At 69.5% G+C, this 26726-nt stretch carries 15 protein-coding genes; 3 read left to right on the forward strand and 12 right to left on the reverse strand.

Going from position 1 to position 26726, the window contains the following annotated elements; all coding sequences use genetic code 11:
• Window positions 1-8 precede the first annotated feature (8 nt).
• Complete coding sequence (gene map / locus ACREEF_RS00285) at window positions 9-830, reverse strand: type I methionyl aminopeptidase (RefSeq protein ID WP_431563615.1); 822 nt, start codon at window positions 828-830, stop codon at window positions 9-11.
• A gap of 443 nt (window positions 831-1273) precedes the next feature.
• Between map and ACREEF_RS00290 the strand changes: the two genes are divergently transcribed.
• The gene (locus tag ACREEF_RS00290; RefSeq protein ID WP_431563616.1) at window positions 1274-2575 is read left to right on the forward strand and encodes an OmpP1/FadL family transporter; all 1302 of its coding nucleotides are present in this window, start codon (window positions 1274-1276) and stop codon (window positions 2573-2575) included.
• A 79-nt stretch (window positions 2576-2654) separates the two neighbouring features.
• Here the strand turns inward: ACREEF_RS00290 and ACREEF_RS00295 are convergent, their stop codons facing one another.
• Complete coding sequence (locus tag ACREEF_RS00295; RefSeq protein ID WP_431563617.1) at window positions 2655-4169, reverse strand: DEAD/DEAH box helicase; 1515 nt, start codon at window positions 4167-4169, stop codon at window positions 2655-2657.
• A 317-nt stretch (window positions 4170-4486) separates the two neighbouring features.
• Entirely contained in the window at window positions 4487-5137 is a 651-nt protein-coding gene (locus ACREEF_RS00300; RefSeq protein ID WP_431563618.1) for a DUF1345 domain-containing protein, read from the reverse strand.
• A 90-nt stretch (window positions 5138-5227) separates the two neighbouring features.
• Between ACREEF_RS00300 and ACREEF_RS00305 the strand changes: the two genes are divergently transcribed.
• Window positions 5228-6040 carry a Ku protein gene (locus tag ACREEF_RS00305; protein WP_431563619.1) on the forward strand — a complete coding sequence of 271 codons (813 nt, stop codon included), beginning with the start codon at window positions 5228-5230 and terminating at the stop codon, window positions 6038-6040.
• On the opposite strand, the gene ACREEF_RS00310 is transcribed toward ACREEF_RS00305, so the two are convergent.
• The 5 genes from ACREEF_RS00310 to ACREEF_RS00330 form a co-directional block, all read right to left on the reverse strand.
• A complete protein-coding gene (locus tag ACREEF_RS00310; RefSeq protein ID WP_087120133.1) occupies window positions 6041-6223 on the reverse strand; it encodes a DUF3606 domain-containing protein in 183 nt (60 codons plus the stop codon). It lies immediately after the preceding gene.
• A 50-nt stretch (window positions 6224-6273) separates the two neighbouring features.
• On the reverse strand, window positions 6274-8793 hold the full coding sequence (ligD, locus tag ACREEF_RS00315; protein WP_431563620.1) for a DNA ligase D: 2520 nt from the start codon (window positions 8791-8793) through the stop codon (window positions 6274-6276).
• An 85-nt stretch (window positions 8794-8878) separates the two neighbouring features.
• A complete protein-coding gene (locus ACREEF_RS00320) occupies window positions 8879-10207 on the reverse strand; it encodes an ammonium transporter (RefSeq protein WP_431563621.1) in 1329 nt (442 codons plus the stop codon).
• 41 nt (window positions 10208-10248) lie between these two features.
• The gene (gltB, locus tag ACREEF_RS00325; RefSeq protein WP_431563622.1) at window positions 10249-14781 is read right to left on the reverse strand and encodes a glutamate synthase large subunit; all 4533 of its coding nucleotides are present in this window, start codon (window positions 14779-14781) and stop codon (window positions 10249-10251) included.
• Entirely contained in the window at window positions 14778-16211 is a 1434-nt protein-coding gene (locus ACREEF_RS00330) for an NAD(P)-dependent oxidoreductase (protein WP_431563623.1), read from the reverse strand. The genes gltB and ACREEF_RS00330 overlap by 4 nt, the downstream gene beginning before the upstream one ends.
• Before the next feature lie 262 nt (window positions 16212-16473).
• Here ACREEF_RS00330 and ACREEF_RS00335 point away from each other — a divergent pair, with 262 nt between their 5' ends.
• Window positions 16474-19284 carry a M16 family metallopeptidase gene (locus ACREEF_RS00335; protein WP_431563624.1) on the forward strand — a complete coding sequence of 937 codons (2811 nt, stop codon included), beginning with the start codon at window positions 16474-16476 and terminating at the stop codon, window positions 19282-19284.
• Between the two features lie 139 nt (window positions 19285-19423).
• On the opposite strand, the gene ACREEF_RS00340 is transcribed toward ACREEF_RS00335, so the two are convergent.
• From ACREEF_RS00340 to ACREEF_RS00355, 4 genes are all read right to left on the reverse strand, one after another.
• Window positions 19424-20686, reverse strand: a complete 1263-nt coding sequence (locus ACREEF_RS00340; RefSeq protein ID WP_431563625.1) for a glutamate-5-semialdehyde dehydrogenase — start codon at window positions 20684-20686, stop codon at window positions 19424-19426.
• Window positions 20683-21822 carry a glutamate 5-kinase gene (gene proB / locus ACREEF_RS00345; protein ID WP_431563674.1) on the reverse strand — a complete coding sequence of 380 codons (1140 nt, stop codon included), beginning with the start codon at window positions 21820-21822 and terminating at the stop codon, window positions 20683-20685. Before proB ends, ACREEF_RS00340 begins: the two co-directional genes overlap by 4 nt.
• A gap of 182 nt (window positions 21823-22004) precedes the next feature.
• Window positions 22005-23447: an efflux transporter outer membrane subunit gene (locus ACREEF_RS00350; protein WP_431563626.1), complete on the reverse strand. Its 1443-nt coding sequence runs from the start codon at window positions 23445-23447 to the stop codon at window positions 22005-22007.
• Complete coding sequence (locus ACREEF_RS00355; RefSeq protein ID WP_431563627.1) at window positions 23447-26722, reverse strand: efflux RND transporter permease subunit; 3276 nt, start codon at window positions 26720-26722, stop codon at window positions 23447-23449. Before ACREEF_RS00355 ends, ACREEF_RS00350 begins: the two co-directional genes overlap by 1 nt.
• Window positions 26723-26726 lie beyond the last annotated feature (4 nt).

Genomic DNA, 26726 nt, shown 5'->3' on the forward strand with positions numbered 1-26726 from the left:
AGACTAGCTCAGAATTTCGGGCGGAACAGGCCCTTCGGCGAGGCCGAGAAGATTTCGAGCCCGTCTTCCGTCACCCCGATGGTGTGCTCGCACTGGGCCGACAGCGACTTGTCGCGGGTCACGGCGGTCCAGCCGTCGGACAGCACCTTCACCGCCGGCTTGCCCAGGTTCACCATCGGCTCGACGGTGAAGAACATCCCCGGCTTCAGCACCGCGCCCTCGCCGCGACGGCCGTAGTGCAGGACGTTGGGGCTGTCGTGAAAGACCCGGCCGATGCCGTGGCCGCAGAAGTCGCGGACCACGCTCATGCGCTGGGCCTCGACGAATTTCTGGATGGCGTAGCCGATGTCGCCGAAGGTGGCGCCCGGCTTGACCTGGGCCAGGCCCAGCTCCAGGGCGTCATAGGTGACGTCGATCAGCTTCTTGGAGCGGGCGTTGATCTCGCCGACCGGATACATACGGCTCGAGTCGCCGTGCCAGCCGTCGACGATGACCGTGTGGTCGATGTTGACGATGTCGCCGTCCTTCAGAACCTTGTCGCCCGGAATGCCGTGGCAGACGACGTGGTTGATCGAGGTGCAGATCGTCTTGGTGTAGCCCTTGTAGCCCAGGCAGGCGGGGATGCCGCCGCGCGCCAGGGTGAACTCGCGCACCAGGTCGTCCAGTTCGCCGGTGGTGACGCCGGGCTTCACGTGCTCGCCGATCATGTCCAACGCCTCGGCCACCAGACGGCCAGCCTTGCGCATACCCTCGAAGGCCTCCGCGTCGTGGATGCGGATTTCGTGGCTGCGGACGAAGGCGTCGTTATCCAGGTCAGGGGTCTCGTACATGGTCTGCTTTCGGGCAAGCCGCCGAATGTGGGGGAGCGGCTGTGTGCGGGCTTTGGCGTCAGATGGCGAACCTAGCACAAAAGCTCAACCCCGTCAGGCGGCGGCGGTGACGCGGGGGCCGGGCGGCGCTCTCTGTCCGTTCGGGTTCAAGGCCGCCGGAGCGGCCGGAGCCCCGGGGTCGTTCATGGCTGCGATATCGCTGAAGTTGACGCTAGGGAACACGATCATTCCCAAGAACTGCGTTATTTAGGCATTGAAATTGCCGTAACGTAAGCTCTCGAAGGATTGATCGACTACGGTTCCGGCGCCACGTTTTCGCCTTATTCGGAACCGAGAGGGGCCATGATGCAACGCTTTCGTGATGTGAACGCTAGAGCTTGCGTCACCCTCCCCGACAACGGTTCGCCGCACGGACGGCGGACCGACGCAATAGGTGAAACAGTATGACTCCCAGGATTATCGGCCGCCTCGGCGGCGTCGCCCTGACCTCGCTTCTGATGGCCGGCGTCGCCGCTCCGGCCTTTGCAGGCTCCTTCTATCTGCAGGAACAGTCGGTGCGCGGCGCGGGCCGCGCCTTCTCGGGCGAAGCCGCCGACCGCGGCACGGGCTCGATGTGGTGGAACCCCGCCGCCATCGCCCGCAGCGGCCGCGAGCTGTCGTTCGGCCTGCACGCCATCCGCATCGACTCGGAAGTGAAGAACAACGGCTCCTTCGTGACCTATCCGGGCGGCGCCAATGTGCCGGTGGTGAACCCGCGCAACACCGAGGTCGACCCGATCGAAAGCGGCCTGGTGCCGAACTTCGCCTTCGCCACCCCCATCGGCGAGCGCTTCGCCGTCGGCGTCTCGGTGGCCGCGCCCTACAACTTCACCACCAAGTACGAACAGGGCTCCTTCGCCCGCTACGACGCCCTGACGTCGGAACTGCGCTCGGGCGACGCCAGCGTGACCGTGGCCTATCAGGTCAACGACTGGCTGGATGTAGGCGCGGGCCTGAACGCCCAGTACGTCAAGGCCAAGCTGACCTCGGCCATGCCGACGGTCTCGCCCCTGCTGCCCGACGGCTCGTCCTCGCTGGAAGGCGACGCCTGGGACTTCGGCTGGAACGTCGGCGCCCAGGTGCACAAGGGCCCGTGGGACTTCGGCCTGTCGTACCGCTCCAAGATCGAGCATGAGCTGGACGGCGACGTGAACATCGTCCTGACCGGTCCGCTGGCGCCCAACAGCGTCTCGGCCGCCGGCACGGCCAGCTTCAACACCCCGTGGTTCGCCTCGGCCTCGGTGCGTTACGCGGTCAACGACAAGCTGACCCTGAACGCCCAGGTCAACCGCATCGGCTGGTCCGAGTTCGCAGCCATCGACGTGGCCTATCCGGGCGGCGGCGACTCGATCCACCAGGACTACAAGGACGTGACCACCGGCGCGATCGGCCTGGACTACGCCCTCAGCGACAAGACCACCCTGCGCGCCGGCGTCGGCTATGATCCGACCCCGACCCGCGACAGCCTGCGCACGGCCCGCATCCCGGACGCCGACCGCCTGCTGATCTCGGTCGGCGGCTCGACCGAGGTGACGACGGGCGTCACCTTCGACGCCGGTCTGACCTACATCGCCTTCAGCGACTCGGACATCCACGACGACCGCACCTTCTACGCCGGGACGCCGGCGGCTGTGACCTCGCACCTGCGCGGCACGGCCGAGGGTTCGGCCCTGGTCGCCTCGCTGGGCGCGCGCTGGGCCTTCTGATCCCGGCCATAGGCTGAAACGGAAAGGGCGGCTCCCTCGCAGGAGCCGCCCTTTTTCTTTGGCCTCAGATCAGGCGATCCTAGGCGCCGTAGCCCTTGCCGCCGTTCGACGGGCGACGGTTGCGCGGACGGCGCTTCAGTTCGCCGACCGGCTTGGGCTCGGCCGAGGGGTTGGCGCGCGGCGACGACTTGGGACGTTCGCCCGCCATCGGATCATAGGCCGCCGCCGGACGCTCGGCGTGGTGGGTGCGGTCGCGGTTGGCGCCGCCCTTGCGCTGGCGGTGCGGCTGACCGCCGCCCTCAGGACGGACGCCCTCGCGGCGCGGGTTGCGGGCGCGGCCTTCGCCGCCCTCGCTGCCGCCACGTCCGCCGCGTCCGCCCCGACCTTCACGCTCGGGCAGGGTGGCCTTCTGCTTGACGCCGGCGGCCATGATCGAGGCGTCCAGCTGGGCCAGGGCCTTGTCGTTGCGGCGGTCCACGGCCGGGATCTTCTGGCGCGTGACCTTCTCGATGTCCTTGAGCAGCTTCATTTCGTCGCCGGCGACGAAGCTGATGGCCGTGCCGTCAGCGCCCGCGCGGGCCGTACGGCCGATGCGGTGCACATAGGCTTCCGGCACATAGGGCAGCTCGAAGTTGACCACGTGGGTGACCTTGTCCACGTCGATCCCGCGGGCGGCGATGTCGGTGGCGACCAGGACGCGCAGCTTGCCCTGCTTGAAGGCTTCCAGGGCGCGTTCGCGTTGCGACTGGCTCTTGTTGCCGTGGATGGCGCCGGCTTCGACGCCGCCGGCCTCCAGATAGGCCGCGACCTTGTCGGCGCCGTGCTTGGTCTTGGTGAAGACCAGGCAGCGCGTATAGGCGGGGTCCGAGAACAGCTCGGTCAGCAGGGCGCGCTTGCGGCCCTGTTCGATGTGGATGACCGACTGCTTGATGCGCTCGACCGTGGTCGACTGCGGCGTGACCTGAACCTTGACCGGGTCCTTCAGCAGCTCGCCGGCCAGCTTGCCGATCTCCGACGGCATGGTGGCCGAGAAGAAGAGGTTCTGACGCTTGGCCGGGATGCGGCTGACGATTTGACGGATCGGCTTGATGAAGCCGAGGTCCAGCATCTGGTCGGCCTCGTCGAGGACGAAGATTTCCGTCGACGACAGGTCCAGCGTCTTCTGTTGCAGGTGGTCCAGCAGGCGGCCGGGGGCGGCGACCAGGACGTCGAGGCCCTGTTGCAGGGCGCGTTCCTGCGGGCCGTACTTCACGCCGCCGAAGATGACGGCGACGCGGAAGCCCAGGTGGGCGCCGTACTGCTTGAAGCTGTCGGCGATCTGGGTGGCCAGTTCGCGCGTCGGCGACAGGATCAGGGCGCGCGTGGTGCGCGGCTGGGGCGCGACGCGGTTCTCGGCCAGGCGATGCAGGATCGGCAGGGCGAAGGCCGCTGTCTTGCCGGTGCCGGTCTGGGCGATGCCCAGCAGGTCCTTGCCGAGCATGACGTCGGGGATGGCCTTGGCCTGGATCGGCGTCGGCTTGTCGTAGCCGGTCGAGGCCAGGGCCTGGAGGAGGGCCTTGTTCAGGCCCATGGATTCAAAAGTGATATTGCTCACGTAGCGTCTTTCGCTTGCGGCGAAACGCTCTCTTGATGCGTGCGGTCAGAAGGCTCCGCCTTCTCGACCCGACGCACGCTAGAAGAGACGCCTCGCCAATCCCGATAGAGCTTCGGAATGAAGCCGTCGGGGTGGATCGGGCGCCGCCCCGCGTGTCCGGACGACGTAATGACTCTGAGGTCTGACCGGCTGCGTCTGCAATCAGGTCTTCGGAGAGGAAGACCCACACGCGTTGCAGGAAACCGGATACCGCGATTGTGCGGTGCAGCGCAGATGGGCCCCAATAGCGGCCAAGTCAAGGCGAGCCGGCGGAAAGCCTAAAGCAGACTGACCGCCATATTGACCGCCAGGGCCAGGATCACCGTGTTGAACAGGAAGGCCACCAGGCTGTGCAGGGTGGCGATGCGGCGCAGCCTCCGGCTGCTGATCTGGATGTCGGCGGTCTGGCTGGCGACGCCGATGATCAGGGCGAAATGCAGGAAGTCCCAGTAGTCGGCCTCGTCCTCGCCGGGAAAGATCAGCCCCTGGCGGTCGCCCTTGCCCGTTTCGGCCGGGGCGTAGAACGCGTGGGCGTAGTGCAGGGCGAAGATGACGTGGACGAACAGCCAGGACAGGGCGATGACGCCGATGGAGAAGAGGGCGCCGGCGGCCGAGGGCTTGCCGCCGTCCGCCGCCTCCATGACGATGATGAAGACGCTGGCCGCCGCCGCCAGCAGGCTGAGCGGCAGGACCGCGCCGCCCGCCTGATCCAGTTCGGCGGCGCGCCGGCGGATGGCCTCGACCGAACGGGCGCGCACCAGTCGGGCGAAGGTCAGCGAGAGGAAGGCGGCGGCGCCCGCGCCCCATCCCGCTGCGATCCGCGTCGGCCAGTCCCAGTCGGTCGGCGTCAGGGCGACCGCCGCGATCAGAACCGCCAGCCCCAGCCACAGGGCGGCGTGCAGACGGAACAGGCGGACGATCCAGCTCATGCGGCGGATGATTACGCTGTTCTGCGCGCTGGGCCAGAGGGCTGAACGAATCCCCGGCCGACCCGTTGATCCTGGCTGGAGGACCGGATCATGGCCGCGCGACCGACCTGGCAAGGGCATCTGAAACTGTCGTTGGTGACCTGTCCGGTGGCCCTCTATACGGCGACCAGCAGCGCCGGCGACGTGCGCTTTCACCTGATCAATCCGGCCACCAACAACCGCATCCGCATGGTGACGACCGATCCGGACACGGGCCCGGTCGAGCGGTCGGATCTGGTCAAGGGTTATGAGGTGGCGGCGGGCGAATACGTCCTGTTCGACGAGGCTGACTTCGACAAGGTGAGGCTGGAAAGCACCCGCACCATCGCCATCGACCAGTTCGTCGACGAGGGCGACATCGACCGCCTCTACTGGGACGATCCCTTCTATGTCGTGCCGGAAAAGGGCGTCGGCGTCGAAGCCTTCGCCGTGATCCGCGAGGCGATGAAGACGGCGGGCAAGATCGCCCTCGGCCAGCTGGTGCTGCGCGGCAAGGAGCGGCAACTCGCCCTGGAAGTCCACGGCAAGGGTCTGGTCGCCTATACCCTGCGCGCCCACGACGAGGTGAAGAAGGCCGACGACTTCTTCGACGACATCCCCGAGGTGACGGCGGACGCCGACATGGTCGAGATCGCCGCCCGCATCATCGGCCAGAAGGAGGCGGAGTTCGACCCGACCCGCTTCCACGACCGCTACGACGAGGCCCTGCGCGAGATGATTGCGGCCAAGGCCAAGGGCGGAAAGGGCGTGGTGTCCGCGCCCGAGCCGGACGATACGAACGTCATCGACCTGATGGCTGCGCTGAAGGCCAGTCTGAAGGGGCCGCCCGCTCGAAAGCCTGCGCCGAAGAAGAAGGCGGGCTGATCAGCGCTTCTTGCCCAGTTCGGCGGCGATGTCCTTGGTCATGCGGCCGACCTTGCGGTGGGCGGCGGTGATCTGGTCCTTGGTCACGCCCCAGCGCTTCATCCAGTATTCGACGGCCTGACGCTCGGACAGGTCCAGCCGGTCCTTGTCGATGAAGCCGCGCTTGTCCTTGAGGCCCGCCATGATCTCTGTCTCCGTTTCCATCCTGCCATAGGCCGTTCCGACGCCCGGCGTTAGAGGCCCAGTCGTTTGGACGCCGGCTTCAGCGACGCGGCGGCCGAGCGGAAATCCCGCCACGGGTCGGGCTGCGCCAGCCAGTCGGCGGCGCTCAGCAGGGTGAAGGCGCTCGGGTCCAGCCCCGGCTTCACCTGATCCCACGACAGCGGGCGGGCGATCCCCGCGCCGGGGCGGGCGCGCGGCGACCAGGGGGCGACGGCGGTGGCGGCGCGGCCGTTGCGCAGATAGTCGAGGAAGATCTTTCCGCCGCGCGCCTTCTTCGCCATCGTCGTGGTGAAGCGGTCGGGGTGGTCGGCCTTCAGCGCCTCGCAGACGGCCCTGGCGAAGGTTCTGGCGTCGTCCCAGTCGATGCGGCTGCGGGCGTCGGCGCGGATCGGGACGATGACGTGCAGGCCCTTGCCGCCGGTGGTCTTGACGAAGGGGGTCAGGCCGAGGGCCTCGAGTCGGGGCTTGAGCAGATTGGCGGCGGCGATGACGGCGTCGAAGGCGAGGCCTTCGTCGGGGTCGAGGTCGAAGGTGATCTGATCCGGAGTCTCGGGATCGCCCGGCTTGCAGCCCCAGGGATGCAGCTCCAGCCCGCCCGACTGGCCGACCGCGATCAGGCCGCCGAGGTCGGTGACGGCGACATAGGGCTTGCCTTCCCCCGCCTCGATCAGGCGCAGGCCCGGGGCGCGGCTGACCATGGCGTGGCGCTGGAAGAAGCGCTCGCCCGCGATCCCGTCCGGGGCGCGGATGACGGAGACGGGGCGGTCGAGGATGTACGGCAGCAGGCGTTCGGCGGCGGCCTCATAGTAGCGGATCAGGTCGGCCTTGGTGACGGCGGGGTGGTCGCCCAGCGCCGGCCAAAGCACCTTGTCGGGATGGGTGATGGTCACGCCCGCGACGATCAACTTGCCCGGTCCGGCGGCGGGTGCGGGCGGTTGGGGCGGGCGAGTCACGTCGGCGGGAGCCTTGTCTTCGCGCAGACCCTTGAAGGCGGCCTGGCGCAGGATGCCAGCCTCGGAATAGCCGGCGTGCTCGATCTCGGCGACCAGGACGGGGGCGACCCAGTGCAACTGCTCGTCCAGGCCGGCGCCGGCTTCGGGCGCGGCGGCGCCGACGAAGGGCGAGCGGTCGGCGGCGGCGGCTTTCAGCGCGGGCAGAAGGGTCTTGGTTAAGGCCGCCGAATAGCCCGTGCCGACCCGGCCGAGGTAGCGCAGCCCGCCCCTGGTCTTGACCCCGACCAGCAGGGAGCGGAACCGGCCGCCGCCCTCGGACGACCAGCCGCCGATCACCACCTCGTCGCGGCCCCGACACTTGGACTTGACCCAGGCCGCCGAACGGCCCGCGCGATAGGGGGCGTCCAGTTTTTTGGAGATGACGCCTTCCAGTCCCATGCGACAGGCGCTTTCCAGCACGGCCTGACCCTTGGCGGCGAAATGGTCGGCGTAGCGCAGGCGGGCGGCGTGAGATTTCGCCACTCGGTCGCACCAGGCCTGCAGCCGCGCCTTGCGGTGCGACAGGGGCAGGGGGCGCAGGTCCTCGGCGCCCTCGAACAGCAGGTCGAAGGCGAAGTAGACCAGGGCGTCGGTCCGGCCGTCGGCGATGGCGGCCTGCAGCGCCGAGAAGTCCGGCAGGTGGTCGGCGTCCAGGGCGCACAGTTCGCCGTCGACCACGGCGTCGGGCCAACGGGCGGCGTCGACGACCAGTTCGGGAAAGCGGTCGGTCCAGTCCAGACCCTTGCGGGTGCGTAAGGTCGCCCGCCCGCCGCCAGTCGCCACCTGAATCCGGTAGCCGTCGAACTTGATCTCATGCACCCAGCCCGGCGCCGAGGGCGGTCGGTCGGCGATCTGGCACAACTGGATGGGGACGAAGGCGCGGGGCTTGGCGAGGGGTTTGGCCGTGGTCTTCGACGGCCGAGGCGCGGCCTTGCGGGCGGCGGGTTTGGAGGAAGTCCATTCGGCCGGGCCGTCGGCGATTTCGGCGAGAGTGCGCCCGCTGACCACCGAGGCGTCGATCTCGGCCAGGGCGTCGCCTTCGCCCTCGACGGCATAGGCGTCCTTCTCCTTGACCAGCAGCCAGTTGGGGCGTTTGGACGGTTTTCCGCGATCCGACTTGAGCCGGATCAGGGCCCAGCCGCCCTTCAGCCGCTCGCCGTCGAGAACCAGTTTCACGACCCCCTTCTGGAAGGCGGCGTCCAGATCAGCGTCTTGGGGCGTCCATTCGCCGACGTCCCACAGCTGCACCGTGCCCGCGCCGTAGTTTCCGGCGGGGATGGTCCCCTCGAAGCCGCCGTAGTCGAGGGGATGGTCCTCGACCTCGACCGCCAGCCGCTTGACGTGGGGATCGCGCGAGGGGGCCTTGGTGACGGCCCAGGACTTCAGCACCCCGTCGTGCTCGATGCGGAAGTCGTAGTGCAGATGCGACGCGGCGTGGCGCTGGATCAGATAGCGCAGGCCGGTCTGGCGGGATTTCGCCTTGCGGCCCTTCGGCTCCGGCGTGACGCCGAAGTTCCGCTTGGCCTGGTAGGTGTTCAATTCTCCGCGCGCCGTCATGGGGACGAAACGCGGCGGGGCGGCGAAGGCTTCACGCGGTCACTAACCGCCTTGGCCGCCCGGTTCGCTAGTGCATGGCCTCGCCATGCTGGCTGTAGTCGAGGCCCTCGATCTCGGCCTCCTTCTCGACGCGCAGGCCGACGGTGTATTTGCAGATCATCAGCACGAGGAAGGTGCCGACGGCGCTCCAGACCATGGCGCCGCCCAGGCCGATGGCCTGTTTCCACACGGTGGCCCCTTCGGCCAGGGGGTTGATGGCGGCGTTGGCGAAGACCCCGGTCAGCAGGGCCCCGGCGATGCCGGCGACACCGTGCACCCCGAAGGCGTCCAAACTGTCGTCGTACTTGAGCTTATGCTTGAGCCAGACGGCCCCGACATAGGCGACCGGACCCGAGATCAGGCCGATCAGGAAGGCGCCTTTCGGATCGACGAAGCCGGCGGCGGGGGTGATGGCGACCAGGCCCGCGACCACGCCGGTCAGCAGGCCCAGCAGGGTCGGCTTCTTCTTCAGCGTCCACTCGACCGCTATCCAGCCGACGGCGGCGGCGGCGGGGGCCAGCAGGGTGTTGAAGACGGCGACGGCGGCGATCTCGTTGGCGCCGGCCGCCGAGCCGCCGTTGAAGCCCATCCAGCCGACGAACAGCAGGCCCGTGCCGATGGCGGTGAAGGCTAGGTTGTGCGGGGCCATGTTGTCCCGACCCCAGCCGTGGCGCGGGCCGAGCACGATGGCGCAGACCAGGCCGGCCACGCCCGCGTTGACGTGGACCACGGCGCCGCCGGCGAAATCGAGCACGCCCAGCTCGCCCATCCAGCCGCCGCCCCAGACCTGATGGCAGATCGGCGCATAGACGATCAGGTGCCACAGGGTGAAGAAGAGGACGCTGGCCGAGAACTTGATCCGCTCGGCGAAGGCGCCCGCGATCAGGGCCGGGGTGATGATGGCGAAGGTCAGCTGATAGCTGATCCACAGGAACTCGGGCAGGCCGGGGGTCAGGGCGTGCGCCGTCTTCACCCCGACGCCGTTGAGGAACAGGGCCTGGAGGCTGCCGATGAAGCCGTTGGCCGGACCGTCAACGGTCCCGAAGGATAGGGTGTAGCCGGCGACGAACCACAGGACGGTGACAATGGCCATGGCCGCCGTGGAATGGGCGATGGTGGCGATCAGGTTCTTCTTGCGCACCATGCCGCCGTAGAAGAGCGCCAGACCCGGCAGGGTCATCATCAGCACCAGGGCCGTCGAGGTCAGGATCCAGGCCGTGCCAGGACCGTCCAGCGCCAGCGGGACTTGATGCGCCAGCAGATTCGGCGGCGTCGCGGCGAGGGCGGGCGCAGCAAGCGCCAAGGCGACAAGGCCGCAACAGAATGCCGCGGCCTTGAGGATCGTCGATGGGTGCATGAAGGTCTCGAGGAGAAGACGCGGCGGAAGGGAAGGCGACGTCAGGCCCGGGCGGCGGGCCTGACGTCGGTGTTGGCGGCGACCGGGAGGGCGGCCAGGGTGGTCAGCGGCGCGATGCGGGCGAACTGGGGCAGGGCCTTGCTCCAGTCGGCCAGCAGGCGTCGGGCCAGCGGCGAGCCGGTGCTGGACGCATGCGCCTGAACCAGATCGTGCAGACGCCGGGCGGCGGCCTCGTCCATCGGGGCGATGGCGGCCAGGTCGCCGTTCAGGGCGCGCGGGGCGACGTTGTCGGGGTCGAGCAGGAACAGTTCGCCGCCGCTCATCCCCGCCGCCAGGTTCCAGCCCACCGGGCCGAGCACCACGACGCGGCCGCCGGTCATGTATTCGCAGCCGTGCGCGCCCAGGCCCTCGACCACGGCCTCGGCGCCGGAGTTGCGGACCGCGAAGCGCTCGCCCGCCCCGCCGGCCACGAACAGCCGGCCGGAGGTGGCGCCGTAGAGGGTGGTGTTGCCGCACAGCAGCTGGTTTTCACGCCATTCGGGCGGGCGGACGATGATGTCGGCGCCGGACAGGCCCTTGCCGACATAGTCGTTGACCTCGCCGGTGACGTCGAGGATCAGGCCGCGCGCGCCGAAGGCGCCGAAGCTCTGACCGGCGATGCCTTCCAGCTTCAGCGTCAACCGGCCGGCCGGACCCTTGGGACCGAAGCGGCGGACGATGGCCGAGGAGACGCCGGCGCCGGCGGTGCGCTGGGTGTTGTTCAGCGGATAGGACAGCTCCAGCGTCTGGCCGCGCTCCAGGAAGGCCTGGGCGTCCTTCAGCACCTGGGCGTCCAGGCTCTCGGGGACGGGCTTGCGGACCTTGTCGGCCCAGCGGCCGGGCCGGTCGACGTCGACCTTCACCAGCAGGGGATTGAGGTCCAGATCGTCCAGGTGCGTGCCGCCGCGCCGCGTCTGGCGCATCAGGTCGGTGCGGCCGACGATCTCGTCGATGGTGCGGGCGCCCAGCGAGGCCAGGATCTCGCGCACCTCCTCGGCGATGAAGGTGAAGAGGTTGACCACCTTCTCGGGCGTGCCGGTGAACTTGGCGCGCAGCCGCTCGTCCTGCGAACAGATGCCGACCGGGCAGGTGTTGGAGTGGCACTGACGCACCAGCAGGCAGCCCATGGCGATCAGGCCGGCGGTGCCGATGCCGAACTCCTCGGCGCCCAGAAGGGCGGCGATGACCACGTCGCGGCCGGTGCGCAGACCGCCGTCGGCGCGCAGGCTGACCGAGGAGCGCAGATGGTTCAGGCTGAGGACCTGATGGGCCTCGGCCAGGCCGATCTCCCACGGCAGGCCGGCGTGCTTGATCGAGGTCTGCGGCGAGGCGCCGGTGCCGCCGTTGTGGCCGGCGATCAGGATGGCGTCGGCCTTGGCCTTGGCCACCCCGGACGCGATGGCCCCGATGCCCGAGGCCGAGACCAGCTTCACCGTGACCTTGGCGTCGGGATTGATCGCCTTCAGGTCGTAGATGAGCTGGGCCAGGTCCTCGATCGAATAGATGTCGTGGTGCGGCGGCGGGCTGATCAGGGTCGTGCCGGGCACGGCGTGGCGCATCCGGGCGATGAACTCGGTGACCTTGAAGCCGGGCAGCTGGCCGCCCTCGCCGGGCTTGGCGCCTTGCGCCACCTTGATCTCGATCTCGCGGCACTGGTTCAGGTATTCGGCGGTGACGCCGAACCGGCCCGAGGCGACCTGCTTGACCGCCGAGTTGGCGTTGTCGCCGTTGGCGCGGGGGATGTAGCGATCCGGGTCCTCGCCGCCCTCGCCGGAGACGGCGCGCGCGCCCATCCGGTTCATGGCGATGTTCAGGGTCTCATGCGCCTCAGGCGACAGGGCGCCCAGGGACATGGCTTGCGACAGGAAGCGGCGGCGGATGTCCGAGACGCTTTCGACCTCGTGCAACTGCACCGGGGTCAGGCCTTCGCGGAAGTCCAGCAGGTCGCGCAGGGCCAGATCCGGCTGTTCGCGAACGGCGGCCGAATACTGCTTGAAGCGCTTGTAGTCGCCGCGGTTCACCGCGTCCTGCAGCAGGTGGATGGTCCTGGCGTCGTGGGCGTGGGCCTCGCCGCCCGCGCGGATGCGGAAGAAGCCGCCCATCGAGGGCGAGGGCACGGCCTCGCTCCAGGCCGCGCCGTGACGACGCAGGGCCGCCTGCTCCAGACCGGCCAGACCGATGCCGGAGATGCGCGACGGGGCGCCGGGGAAGAATTCGGCGGTCAGGGCGCGGGACAGGCCGAGAACCTCGAACTCGCAGCCGCCGCGATAGGCGGAGATGACGCTGATCCCCTTGCGCGCCAGAACCTTGAGCAGGCCCGCCTCGATGCCCTTTTTATAGTTCAGGCAGGCGTCGCGCAGGCTCAGGCCCGGATAGGCGCCGCGCTCCAGCCGTTCCTGGAACAGCTCCTGCGCCAGCCAGGGATTGACGGCGGTGGCGCCGACCCCGACCAGGACGGCGAAGGCGTGGGGGTCCAGGGTCTCGGCCGAGCGCACGATCAGCGAACAGAAGGAGCGCAGGCCCTTGTCCAGCAGACGGCCGTGCACCCCGGCCGTGGCCAGGATCATGGGCGCGGCCAGCCGGTCGCCGGCGGCGTGTTCGTCGGTCAGGACGATCAGGGCGGCCCCGTCGCGGGCGGCGGCCTCGGCCTCGTCGCGGATGCGGTCCAGGGCGTCGCGCAGGCGGGCGCCCGGCTTGTCGTCCTTGCCTGGCAGGTCATAGGTGCAGTCGATGACCGCGGTCGAACCCGCGCCGACCACGTCCAGCAGCCGGCCGTACATGCCGGTGGTCAGGACGGGACTGTCCAGCACGAAGACGTCGGTCTGGGCCGCGTCCTGGGCCAGGATGTTGCCCAGGTTCTTGAAGCGGGTCTTCAGGCTCATGGCCCCGGCTTCACGCAGAGGGTCGATGGGCGGGTTGGTGACCTGGGAGAAGTTCTGGCGGAAGTAGTGGGCCAGCGGTCGCGGCAGGCTGGACAGGACGGCGGGCGGGGCGTCGTCGCCCATGGAGCCCAGGGCCTCCTTGCCGTCCTTGACCAGGGCGTCCAGCAGCAGGTCCAGATCCTCGCGGCTGAAACCGGCGGCGATCTGGCGGCGGATCAGGCCTTCGCCGACGGCGGCGCGCGGCTCGGGGCCGGGGCCGATGACCGGCTCCAGATCGACCATGTTGCCCAGCCATTCCTCATAGGGATGGGCGGCGGCCAGGGCGTCGATGGCGGCCTCCTCGTCGTAGAGGCGGCCGTGCTTCATATCGACGGCGATCAGCTTGCCGGGGCCGATGTGCAGGCGGCGCTTGATCCGGCCCTCGGGCAGGGGGACCAGGCCGGCCTCGGAGCCGGCCAGCAGCAGGCCGTCCACGGTCTCGACCGCGCGCAGGGGGCGCAGGCCGTTGCGGTCCTTGCCCGCCACGACCCAGCGGCCGTCGACGGCGCACAGGGCGGCGGGGCCGTCCCACGGCTCCATCACGGCGTTGCAGTAGGAGTAGAAGGCGCGGTGCTCGGCCTTCATCATCACGTCGTCGCTGGACCAGGCCTCGGGCACCAGCAGGGCCTTGGCCATGGGGGCGGGGCGACCGGCGTGGACCAGGACCTCGAAGACATTGTCCAGGGCGGCGGAGTCGGAGCCGCCCGGCTGGACCACCGGCTTGACCTCGCCGTCGCGGTCGCCGAAGGCGGTCGCGGCCATGCGGATCTCATGGCTGCGCATCCAGTTGAGGTTGCCCTTCAGCGTGTTGATCTCGCCGTTGTGGGCCAGCATCCGGAAGGGTTGGGCCAGCTTCCACTCGGGGAAGGTGTTGGTCGAATAGCGCTGGTGGAAGACGGCGTAGCCGGACTCGACGCGCGGATCGTTCAGATCGACGTAGAGCTGGCCCAGCAGTTCGGCCCGGACCATGCCCTTGTAGACGATGGAGCGCGCCGACAGGGAACAGAGGTAGAAGCCGTTCAGGCCCGAGGCCTGGACCGCCTTTTCGATGCGGCGGCGGCACAGGTAGAGTTCGCGCTCCAGCGCTTCCCCATCCATGTCTTCGGGCGCGGCCAGCATGATCTGTTCGATCTCGGGCCGGGTGGCGTCGGCGCGGGTCCCGACCACGGTCAGGTCCAGCGGGGTCTGGCGCCAGCCGTATATGTAGAAGCCCGAACGCAGGGCCTCGGTCTCGACGATGGCGCGGGCCTGGTCCTGGGCGCCCAGATCGGTGCGCGGCAGGAAGACCTGGCCGACGGCGATGGGGCCGGGGCGCAAGGTCTGGCCGACGCTGCGGACCTGTTCGGCGAAGAAGCCCTGGGGGATCTCGATCATGATCCCGGCGCCGTCGCCCGACAGGCCGTCGGCGTCGACCGCGCCGCGGTGGGCCACGGCCTTCAGCGACTTGATGGCCATCTCGACGATTTCGCGGCGAGGCTTGCCGTCGATGGCGCAGACCAGGCCCACGCCGCAGGCGTCGCGCTCGGACGACGGATCATAGGCGTGGCCGGCGGTCAGGCGGTCGCGGTTCTCTTCGTAGCGGGCCAGCCAGTTCTGTTGCGGTGCGTCGGTCATGCGGCGGCTTCCTCGGTACGCGCGCGCAGGTAACGGTCGATTTCGGCGGCGGCGTCCTGGCCGTCGCGCACGGCCCAGACGACGAGGGAGGCGCCGCGCACGGCGTCCCCGGCGGCGAACACGCCCGGCAAGCTGGCGGCGAAACCGCCGCGCGCCACCTGGATGGTGTTCCATTTGCTGAGGGCGAGCCCCGCGTCGATCTGTTCGGCGAAGGGCTCGGGCTCGAAGCCCAGGGCCTCGATCACCAGGTCGGCGGGAATGTCGAAATCCGAACCGGCGACCGGGGCGATGTCGCGGCGCTGGCCGGGGGCGGCCTCCGTCAGCGCCATGCGCTGGGCGCGGACGGCGACGACGGCGCCGTCGCGCGACAGCAGGGCCTTGGGCGCGGCCAGCCATTCGAAGCGGACGCCTTCCTCCTCGGCGTTCTGAACTTCACGGGCGGAGCCGGGCATATTCTCGCGGTCGCGGCGGTACAGGCAGACGACGCTCGTCGCGCCCTGGCGGACGGCGGTGCGGACGCAGTCCATGGCCGTGTCGCCGCCGCCGATCACGACGACCTTGCGGCCCCTGGCGTGGGGCGCGTCGGCCACGGGGGCGTCGCCGCAGTCGACGCGGTTCTGGGCGATCAGGAAGTCCAGGGCGGCGACCGTGTCGTTCGCGCCCCGGCCGGGCACTGTCAGGATGCGCGCCTGATAGACGCCCATGGCCAGCAACACGGCGTCGTGGCGGTCGCGCAGCTCGTCCAAGGTCACGTCGACGCCGACCGAACAGTTGAGCACGAACTCGACGCCGCCCTCGACCAGCCGGTCCACCCGGCGCTGAACGACGCGCTTCTCCAGCTTGAAGCCGGGGATGCCGTAGGTCAGCAGACCGCCGACGCGGTCGTGGCGGTCATAGACGACGACGCTGTAACCCGCGCTGCGCAGCCGGTCGGCCGCGGCCATGCCGGCGGGACCGGCGCCGACGATGCCGACGCTCTGGCCGCGCTCGGCCAAGGGGCGGATGGGCTCGACCCAGCCGTTGTCGAAGGCCGTGTCGGCGATCCAGGCCTCGACCGAGCCGATGGTGACGCCGTCCCAGCCGGATTGCTGCAGGGTGCAGGCGCCTTCGCACAAACGGTCCTGCGGGCAGATGCGGCCGCAGATCTCGGGCATGGTCGAGGTGGCGGCGGCGACGCGCCAGGCCTCGCGCAGGTCGCCGTCGGCCGACAGGGCCAGCCAGTCGGGGATGCTGTTCTGCAGCGGGCAGGCGTTCTGGCAGAAGGGCACGCCGCAGTCGGTGCAGCGCCCGGCCTGAGCCGCGCCGCCGTCAGCGGTCGGTTTGACCGTGATCTCGGTGAAGGCGCGCAGACGCGCGTCAGCGGGCTGTTTCTCCAGCCGACGCTGTTCAATCAGGAAACCACCAGGGTTGGAACGACCACCTTTTTGCATTTGCTCATTAAGCGAAATCCCGCGTTGATGTGCAAATATAATCCTGCATACCGCCTAAAAATGATGATCAACAGCACGATATGTCTGGTTGTTGTTGTTTTAGGGCATATTGTATCCAGTTTTGCGTGTGCAGCGCAGCATTGTTTCGCACCTCGTAGAGGCGGCGCCGGGCGCGCGGGCGGATTAAATTTTAGAAAGGTTCGTTTCTGACGGGATAGCGACGTTACGGTCCTCCCCATCGCGACATCGCATGGGGGAATTCATGACCATCACCGCACGCCGCCTGGCCCTGCTGGGCGGGGCCGCCGTCAGCCTTCTGGCCGCCGCCGCCCAGGCCAATCCGCTGCCCGCCGCACCGGCGCCCGCCGCCCAGAACCGCACCGCCGCGGCCGCCCTGCCGGCCCTGCCCGACGTGGACATCCCCTTCACCAGGATGGTGCTGTCGAACGGCCTGACCCTGATCGTCCACGAGGACCACAAGGCGCCGATCGTGGCGGTGAACATCTGGTACCACGTGGGATCCAAGAACGAGCCGACCGGCCGTTCGGGCTTCGCCCACCTGTTCGAACACCTGATGTTCAACGGGTCCGAGAACTACAACAACGACTTCTTCAAGGGCACGGAGCTGCTGGGCGCGACCGACCAGAACGGCACCACCAACAACGACCGCACCAACTATTTCCAGAACGTGCCGACCTCGGCGCTGGACTCGATCCTGTGGCTGGAAAGCGACCGGATGGGCCATCTGCAGGGCGCCATCGACCAGGCGCGCCTGGATGAGCAGCGCGGCGTCGTCCAGAACGAGAAACGCCAGGGCGAGAACCAGCCCTATGGCCGGGCCTGGGACGCCATCACCAACGCCACCTATCCGGCCGACCATCCCTATGGCCACACCGTCATCGGCTCGATGGACGATCTGAACGCGGCCGACCTGGATACGGTCAAGGCTTGGTTCCGCGACTATTACGGCGCCGCCAACGCCGTCATCGTCCTGGCCGGCGACATCACGCCCGAGGAAGCCAGGGCCAAGGTCGAACGCTACTTCGGCGACATCCCCTCGGGCCCGCCGGTGACCCATCCCAACCAGATGATCGCCAAGATGACGGGCGCCCAGAGCGAGACCATGTATGACCGCGTCGGCCAGCCGCGCCTCTACAAGGTGTGGAACACGCCGCCGACGGGAACGGCCGAGGCCGACTATCTGGGGATGCTGGGTCAGGTTCTGAGCAGCGGCCGCAACTCGCGCCTCTACAAGCGCCTGGTGTTCGACGATCAGATCGCGACCTCGGTCGGCGCCTTCAACTCGGAAGCCGAGATCGGCAGCCAGTTCCTGGTCATGGTCACGGCCAAGCCCGGCCAGGACCTGAAGCGCATTGAAGCCATCGTCGACGAGGAAATGGCCCGGCTGCTGCGCGACGGCCCGACGGCCGACGAACTGGAGCGCGCCCGCACCAACGTCGGCGCGGCCTTCATCCGCGGCTCCGAGCGGATCGGCGGCTTTGGCGGCAAGTCCGACATCCTGGCCGAGAGCGAGGTCTATCTGGGCGATCCTGGCGCCTGGAAGGCCGGCTATGAGCGCATCCTGGCGGCCCGTCCCGCCGATCTGACGGCCGCGGGCCGCGCCTGGCTGACCGACGGCAGCTATGCCCTGTCGGTCCTGCCCTTCCCCGACTATTCGGTCGCGGCGACGGACGTCGATCGTTCCAAGGGCGTGCCGACGCCCGGCGCCGTGCCTGCGGCCGACTTCCCCGACATCGAACACGCCACCCTGTCGAACGGTCTGAAGGTCGTGCTGGCGTCGCGCGACGGCGTGCCGACGGTCAGCATGAACCTGATCGTCAACGCCGGTTCGGCGGCGGACGGCGCCGACAAGGCGGGCATCGCCCAGCTGGCTCCGGCGGTGATGACCAACGGCACCACCCATATGGACGCCCTGCAGATCAGCGACCGGACCCAGCTGCTGGGCGCCACGCTCGGCGCAGGCTCGGCGACCGACTACAGCTCGGTGTCGCTGACGGCGCTGACGCCGCGCCTGGCCCCGTCGCTGGACCTGTTCGCCGACGTGATCGAGAATCCGGCCTTCCGTCCGGCCGACTTCGCCCGCGCCCAGGCGCAGCAGGTCTCGGGCATCCAGCAGGCGAACCGCAACCCCGGCGCCATCGCCAACCGCATCCTGGCCGCCGACGTCTATGGGCCACAAAGCCCCTATGGTCGTCCGACCTCGGGTACGGAACAGTCGGTGGCGGCGCTGACGCCGGCGGACGCCAAGGCCTTCCACGACACCTGGTTCCGCCCCGACAACGCCACCCTGGTGGTCGTCGGCGACATCAGCATGGCCGAGCTGAAGACCCAGCTGGAGCGGGCCCTGGGCGGCTGGCGCGCGCCCTCGACGCCGCTGCCGGTCAAGGCGGCGCTGGTGACGGCGGCCGCGCCCGCGACGCCCCGGGTGCTGATCGTCGACCGTGCCGGTCCGCAGTCGATCATCACGGCGGGCCGCCTGGCCCCGGCCTTCGACGCCGCGGCCCAGCCCTCGCAGGTGGCCTTCAACACGGCCCTGGGCGGCGCCTTCACCAGCCGGATCAACATGAACCTGCGTGAGGACAAGCACTGGTCCTATGGCGCGGGCGCCGGCGTGCGCACGGCCAACGGCCCCCGCCTGTTCGCGGCGACGGCGGCGGTTCAGGCCGACAAGACCGCCGAAAGCGCGGCCGAAGTCCGTCGTGAGCTGAGCGAAGTGATCAGCTCGCGTCCGGTCACGGAAGGCGAGCTGAGCGCGGTCAAGGCCAACCTGATCCAGGGCATGGCCGGCGACTGGGAGACCAACGCCTCGGTCATGGGCGACCTGACCCAGATGGTCGTCTACGGCCTGCCCGAGAACTACTACGACGGCTATGCCGCCGGGGTGAATGCGACGACGCCGCAGTCGGCCTCGGTCGCGGCGCGCGCCATCGTCGGCGACGGGCCGACGACCTGGGTGGTGGTCGGCGACCGCGCCGCCATCGAACCCAAGATCCGCGCCCTGAACCTGGGCGAGGTGCAGGTGGTCGATACCGAGGGCCGCCCCGTCCAGTGACGGATCGGTTCGGAAAGACAGGAGAGGGCGGCGCTGCGGCGCCGCCCTTTTTCTTTGGGCCTACCGCGCGTGATTCTGGGGCCTATCGCCCTTCGGGCTACTTGAGGCCCGCGTCATCCCGGAAAAGGCGGAGCCGTTATCAGGGGCGGGTCTGGCCCTGGCCGCGCACGACGTATTTGTAGGTGGTCAACTGTTCGGCGCCGACGGGGCCGCGGGCGTGCAGTTTCGAGGTCGAGATGCCGATCTCGCCGCCGAAGCCGAACTCGCCGCCATCGGCGAACTGGGTCGAGGCGTTGATCAGGACGATGGCGCTATCGACGCCATTGGCGAAGCGCTCGGCGGCGTCGGCGTCGGCGGTGACGATGGCCTCGGTGTGGCCCGAGCCGTAGCGGCGGATGTGCTCGACCGCGCCGTCCACGCCGTCGACGACCCGCACCGACAGGACGGGCGCCAGGTATTCGGTGGTCCAGTCGGCCTCGACGGCTTCGGCGGCTTCGGGGATAAGGGCGCGGGTCTCGGCGTCGCCGCGCAGTTCGCAACCGGCGGCCATCAGGTCGGCGGCGACGGCGGGCAGCAGGCGCTCGGCGGCGGCGCGATCGACCAGCAGGGTCTCGGTGGCGCCGCAGACCGAGACGCGGCGCATCTTGGCGTTGACGGCGACGCGGCGGGCGACGTCGAGGTCGGCGGCGGCGTCCAGATAGGTGTGGCACAGGCCCTCGAGGTGGCCGAGCACGGGGGCCTTGGCCTCGGCCTGAACGCGGGCGACCAGGCTCTTGCCGCCGCGCGGAATGATCAGATCGATGGACCCCTCTAGCCCCGACAGGATGGCGCCGACGGCTTCGCGATCAGCGACGGGGACCAGTTGGACGGCGTCGGCGGGCAGGCCGGCCTCAGCCACGGCGCGGCTCACAACGGCGGCGATGGCGCGCGAGGATTCCAGGCAATCCGAACCGCAGCGCAGGATGGCGGCGTTGCCCGAGCGCAGGCACAGGGCGGCGGCGTCGGCGGTGACGTTCGGGCGGCTCTCGTAGATGACGCCCAGCACGCCGATGGGGGTGCGGACGCGGGCGATGTCCAGACCATTGGCGGGGGTCCAGCGGGCCATCTCGGCGCCGACCGGATCGGGCTGGGCGGCGATGGTCTCGACGGCGACGGCCATGCCCTCGACGCGGGCGGGCGTCAGGGCCAGGCGGTCGATCAGGGCTTCGGACAGGCCGGAGGCGCGGGCGTCAGCGATGTCGCGGGCGTTGGCGGCCAGGATCTCGGCCTCGGCGGCGCGCAGGCCGGCGGCGATGCGGGTCAGGGCTTCGGTGCGGGCGTCCGGCGTCGCAGCGCGCAAGGCGTCGGCGGCGGCGCGGGCGCGGCGGCCCATGTCGAGCATGAGAGCGTTGATGTCGGTCATCGGGTTTCCAGCACCAGGTCGTCGCGGTGGATCACGACCGAGGGGCCGCGATAGCCGATCAGGCCTTCGATCTCGTCGGAATGGCGGCCCCGGATCAGGGCGATCTCGTCGGCCGGATAGGCGGCCAGACCGACGCCGACGACGGCGCCGCTCGCGTCCAGCAGGCGCAGGCTCTCGCCCTTCTCGAAGTCGCCGCTGACGGCGACGACGCCCGAGGGCAGAAGGCTCTTGCCCGCCTTCAGGGCGCGCACGGCGCCGTCGTCCAGCGTCAGCGCGCCGCCCGGCGCCATGCTGCCGGCGATCCACTGTTTCCAGGCGGCGAGCGGCGTGGCCGGGGCGGTGATCAGGGTGGCGCGCGCGCCCTCGGTCACGGCCTTCAGCGGATGCGGGGTCAGGCCCGAGGCGATGACGGTGGCGCAGCCGGCCGAGCGGGCGATTTGGGCCGCCGCCAGCTTGGTGGCCATGCCGCCGGTGCCGACCCCGGCCTCGGCATTGGCGCCGCTGGCCATGCCGAGGATGTCGGGGCCGAGGCTCTCGACCAGCGGCAGGTGTCGGGCCTCGGGATCGCGGCGCGGGTCGGCGGTGTAGAGGCCGTCCACGTCGGACAGCAGGATCAGCAGGTCGGCGCGCGCCAGCTGGGCCGCGCGGGCGGCCAGTCGGTCGTTGTCGCCGTAGCGGATTTCCTCGGTGGCGACGGTGTCGTTTTCATTGACCACGGGGACGACGCCGTGGGCCAGCAGGGCCTCGACCGTGGCCCGCCCGTTCAGCCAGCGGCGGCGGCGTTCAGTGTCGTCGCGGGTCAAAAGGACCTGGGCGGTGATTAGGCCGTGAGGGGCCAGGGCCTCTTCCCAGGCGTGCATCAGCAGGGATTGGCCGACGGCGGCGGCGGCCTGCTTGTCCTGCAGCCGGCCCGGCGTGGTGTTCAGCCGTCCGCGCCCCAGGGCCACGGCCCCGGAGGAGACGACGATGACCTCGAGGCCTTGTTGACGCAGCGCGGCGATGTCCTGGGCCAGCGAGGCCAGCCAGTCGCGGGCGACGGCGCGGGTCGCGTGGTCGATGAGCAGGGAGGAGCCGATCTTGACCACGACGCGTCGGGCGTGAGCCAGCGCCGTCGCGGGCGAGGCCTCGGCGGTGATGTCGGCGGCGGGGGAGGGCGCGGCGGGAACGGTCACGCATTCTCCCTAGAGCATCAATCGGGCCGGGGTCACGTCTGCGGACGTGAAAATCGTGCGGCGCGCTCTAAAAGAAAACGCCCGGCGGGGTCGAACCTGCCGGGCGTTTCCATGTTCAGCGATGATCCGAGGATCAGGCTTCGGGATTAGGCTTCAGGATCTGGGGCCTGATCCCAGCCGCCGGCCAGGGCCTTGAACAGGGCGATCTGGTAGGTGGTGACCTGGGCCTCCGAAGCGGCGAGGGCCGCATCGGCGCCGGCCAGGGTCCGTTCCGAATCCAGCACCGTCAGGAAGCTGTCGGCGCCGGCGTCGAAACGCAGGCGCGACAGACGCGCCGCCGTCGCCGCCTGATCCCGCGCGGTGCGCAGGGCCGTGCGGCGGTCCAGTTCATTGGCGTAGGCGCTGAGGGCCGTCTCGGTTTCCTGCAGCGCCGTCAGCACGGTCTGGTCGAAGGTCGCCAGGGCCGCGTCGGTCTGGGCGTCGGCCTGCTTGATGCGGGCGCGGGCCACGGCGATGTTGGGGAAGTTCCAGCTGATCAGCGGGCCGACGCTGAAGCGGAAGCTGGAATCCTTGCCCAGATCATTGCTGTCCAGCGCCGTCGTGCCCAGGGATCCACCGAGGCTGATGGTCGGATAGAGGCTGGCGGTGGCCACGTTGACGCGGGCGGCGGCGGCGGCCAGACGGGCCTCGGCCTGACGCACGTCGGGACGACGAGCCAGTAGCGTCGCGCCGTCGCCGACCGGGATCGGCTGCGACAGCTGCGGCGGCGACTGGCAGCCGCGCGCCGCCTCGCTGGCCTCGGCCGGGGTGCGCCCGGTCAGGGTGGCGAGGCGATAGAGGGCGCCGTCGCGTTGGGCCCGCAGCGGCGGCAGGCTGGCGCGGGTGGATTCAAGCGCTGCGCGGGCGCGGGCCACGTCCAGACCGTTGCCGGAACCGCCGTCCAGCAGACGCTGGGTCAGGTCGACGGTCTTGGACTGCAGGTCGATGGTCCGTTCCGCCACCGCGATCTGGGCGTTGGCGGAACAGGTGTCGGCATAGGCTCGAGCCGTTTCGGCGACGACCGAGATGCGGATCACCTCCAGCGCCTCACGGGCGGCGTCGGCGTCGGCGCGGGCGGCGCGGATGGTCGAGCCCACGCGACCGAACAAATCGATCTCATAGGCCATGTCGAGGCCGCCGCTGTAGGTCTCGCTGTTCTCAAACGGCTGGCCGTTGTTGCCGTCGGCCGTGGTCGCGGCCGAGGCGCGGCCGTACTGGCCCGAGGTGTTGAGATTGGTGCTCGGCAGACGGCCGGCGCGGGCTTCGGACAGCGAGGCCCGGACGGCGCGCAGATTGGCCGCGGCCGCCTCCAGTTCGTTGTTCTCGGTCAGGGCCTGCTGGATCAGGCCGTCCAGTGCAGCGTCGTTATAGAGACGCCACCAGTCGGCGCGGGCCGCCTCGGTCGAAACCGAGGCGGATTGCGAGCCGATGAAGGCGCCCGAGGCCTGGGGGGGAAGGGCGGCGTCGGGCGCCTTCGGCCCGACCGCGCAGGCTGCGAGTAGAAGCGCGGCGCTGGAGGCGGTCAGGAAGGGAAGGGCTTTACGGTTCATCAGGCGTCTCCCAGGCGCGGGCTGGCCGTGGTCGGCGCGGCCGGCGCGGGGTCGTTGGGGTCGTACGGATCATGCGGCGGGGCGCCATAGGTGGTCGGCAGGTCGCGTTCCTTGACCGGCGGCTTGGGCAGTTTGGCCGCGAGCCAGCGCATCATGACGTAGAAGACCGGGGTGAAGATCAGGCCGAAGAAGGTCACGCCCAGCATGCCGGAGAAGACCGACGTGCCCAGCGACTGGCGCATTTCGGCGCCAGGGCCGGTCGCCAGCATCAGCGGCACGACGCCGAAGATGAAGGCGAAGGAGGTCATCAGGATCGGACGCAGACGCACCTTGGCGGCGTAAACAGCCGCTTCGAAGCGATCCATGCCCTCTTCCTCTTCCGCCTGCTTGGCGAACTCGACGATCAGGATGGCGTTCTTGGCCGCGAGCGCGATCAGGACGACCAGGCCGATCTGGACCAGGATGTTGTTGTCCAGACCGCGGATGTTCACCCCGATCATGGCCGCCAGCAGACACATGGGCACGATCAGCACCACCGCGAGCGGCAGGGTGAAGGCCTCATATTGCGCCGCCAGAACCAGGAAGACGAAGACCACGGCCATGACGAAGATGAGCGAGGCGCCGCCCGAGGCCTGTTTCTCCTGCAGGGCCAGTTCGGTCCACTCGTAGCTGAAGCCTTGCGGCAGGGCTTGAGCGGCCAGATTTTCCATCGCCGCGATGCCCTCACCGGACGAGACGCCCGGCGCGGACTGCCCCTGAAGCTCGGAAGCCGGGAACAGGTTGTAGCGGACGACGCGAGCCGGACCGGAGTCCTCGCGCAGGTTGGCGACGGCGCCGATCGGCACCATGGCGCCGGTGGCCGAGCGGGTCTTCAGATTGGCGATGTCGGCGATGTCGTCCCGCGACGAGGGTTCAGCCTGGGCGGTGACGCGGAAGGTGCGCCCCAGCAGGTTGAAGTCGTTGATGTAGGACGAACCCAGATAGACGCCGAGGGTGTCGAACACGGCCGAGGGCTGGACGCCCATCATCAGGGCCTTGTTGCGGTCGACGTCGGCGCCGATGCGCGGCGAGCCGGTGTTGTAGGTCGAGAAGACCTGCTGCACCTGATCGGGCCTCTGGGCGGCGCCGCCCATCATGGCGAAGGTGGCGCCTTCCAGCGCGCGGTAGCCCGCGCCCGAACGGTCCTGGATCATCATCTTGAAGCCGTTGCCGTTGCCCAGGCCCTGAACGGCCGGGGGGGCGATGACGAAGATGTTGGCGTCCTCGATGCCGCCGGTGGCGCCGGTGATGGCGCCGGCCAGGGCGACGGCGGCCTGTTCCCTGGTGCGGTCCTCGAAGGCGTCGAGGCGCACGAAGATGGTCGCGGCGTTGGACCCGAACGAGAAGCTGGAGCCGTCGAGACCGGCGAAGGCCACGGTGCCGTCGACACCCTCGGTCTTCTGGATGATCTCGTCGGCGCGCTTCATCACGGCCTCGGTGCGGTCCAGCGAGGCGCCGGCGGGCAGTTGGACGACGCCGATCAGGAAGCCCTGATCCTGCTCGGGGATGAAGCCCGAGGGCGTGTCCACCAGGCGCCAGCCGGTGAGGGCCAGCAGGCCCGCATAGACGATCATGACGAGCATCAGCGAGCGCACCAGGCGGGCGGTCAGGCGACCATACTTGTCCGACAGCCAGTCGAAGCCCTGGTTGAACTTGGCCCCGGCCCAGCGGATGTAGTAGGTGACCGCGCCCCACAGACCCGGCTTGCGGATGTTGTCGTGGTCGGTGTGCGGCTTGAGCAGCAGGGCGGCCAAGGCCGGGGACAGGGTCAGCGACACCACCAGCGAGATCAGCGTCGCCGAGGCGATGGTGACGGCGAACTGGCGATAGAAGATGCCGGGAATGCCGGGGACGAAGGCGGTCGGCACGAACACCGCCGTCAGCACCAGGCCGATGGCGATCAGGGCGCCGGAGACCTCCTGCATCGAACGATAGGCGGCCTCCTTGGGCGTCAGCCCCTGACGCAGATATCGCTCGACGTTCTCGACCACGATGATGGCGTCATCGACGACGATGCCGACGGCCAGGACGAGGGCGAACAGCGACAGGGAGTTGATCGAATACCCCAGGGCCAGCTGCACGGCGAAGGTGCCGACGAGGGCGACCGGGATGGCGATGATGGGGATGATGGCCGCGCGCCAGGTCTGCAGGAAGATCAGGACGACCAGGGCCACCAGGACGAGGGCTTCCAGCACAGTGTGCTGCACCGCCTCGACCGAGGCGGCGACGAATTCCGTCGGATTGTAGGGGATGGAGACGGCCATGCCCGCGGGCAGTTCGGCCTTGATCGCCTCGACCTCGGCCAGGACGCGGTCGGCGGTGCCCAGGGCGTTGGCGCCTGGTTGCTGGACGATGGCGATGCCGACGCCGCGCTGGCCGTCGAAGAAGCCGCGGATGCCGTAGTCCTGGGCGCCCAGTTCGACACGGGCGACGTCGCGGACGCGGGTCACGCGGCCTTCGGCGTCGGTCTTGATGACGACGTCAGCGAACTGGTCGGGATCGGACAGACGGCCCTGCACCTGCACCGGCAGCTGGAAGGCCGCGGCGTTGGTGGCGAAGGGCGGCTGGCCGATGGCGCCGGCCGCGGCCTGGACGTTCTGGGCGCGCAGGGCGGCGACGATGTCGGGACCCGTCAGACCGCGCTCGGCCGCCTTGGCCGGGTCGATCCAGACGCGCATCGAATAGTTGCCGCCGCCGAACACCTGGACCTGGCCCACGCCGTCGATCCGCAGCAGGCGGTCCCGCAGCGTCGAGTTGGCGTAGTTGCCGACGTAGTCGTTATCTAGGCTCCCGTCCGGCGAGGTCAGGCCGACGATCATCAGGAAGCCGCTTTCGGCCTTGTTGACCGTCACGCCGATCTGGCGGACCTGTTCGGGCAGCTTGGGCTCGGCCAGGGCGACGCGGTTCTGGACCAGCACCTGGGCGGAATCGAGATCCGTGCCGGGCTGGAAGGTCACCGTGATAGCCACCGCCCCGTCCGAGGTGGACGAGGAGGTCAGGTAAAGCATCTTCTCGACGCCGTTGACCTCTTGTTCGATGGGGGCGGCCACGGTCTCGGCCAGGGTCTCGGCCGAGGCGCCGGGGTAGGCCGCGTTGATGGTGATCGTCGGGGGCGCGATCTCCGGATACTGCGACAGGGGCAGCATCGGATAGGCGAACAGGCCGATCAGGGTGATGAACACCGATATCACGCCCGCGAAGATCGGGCGGTCGATGAAGAAGCGGGAGATATTCATCTAG

The organism is Brevundimonas sp. (assembly GCF_050729455.1).
In the GTDB taxonomy this organism is placed as follows: Bacteria; Pseudomonadota; Alphaproteobacteria; order Caulobacterales; family Caulobacteraceae; genus Brevundimonas.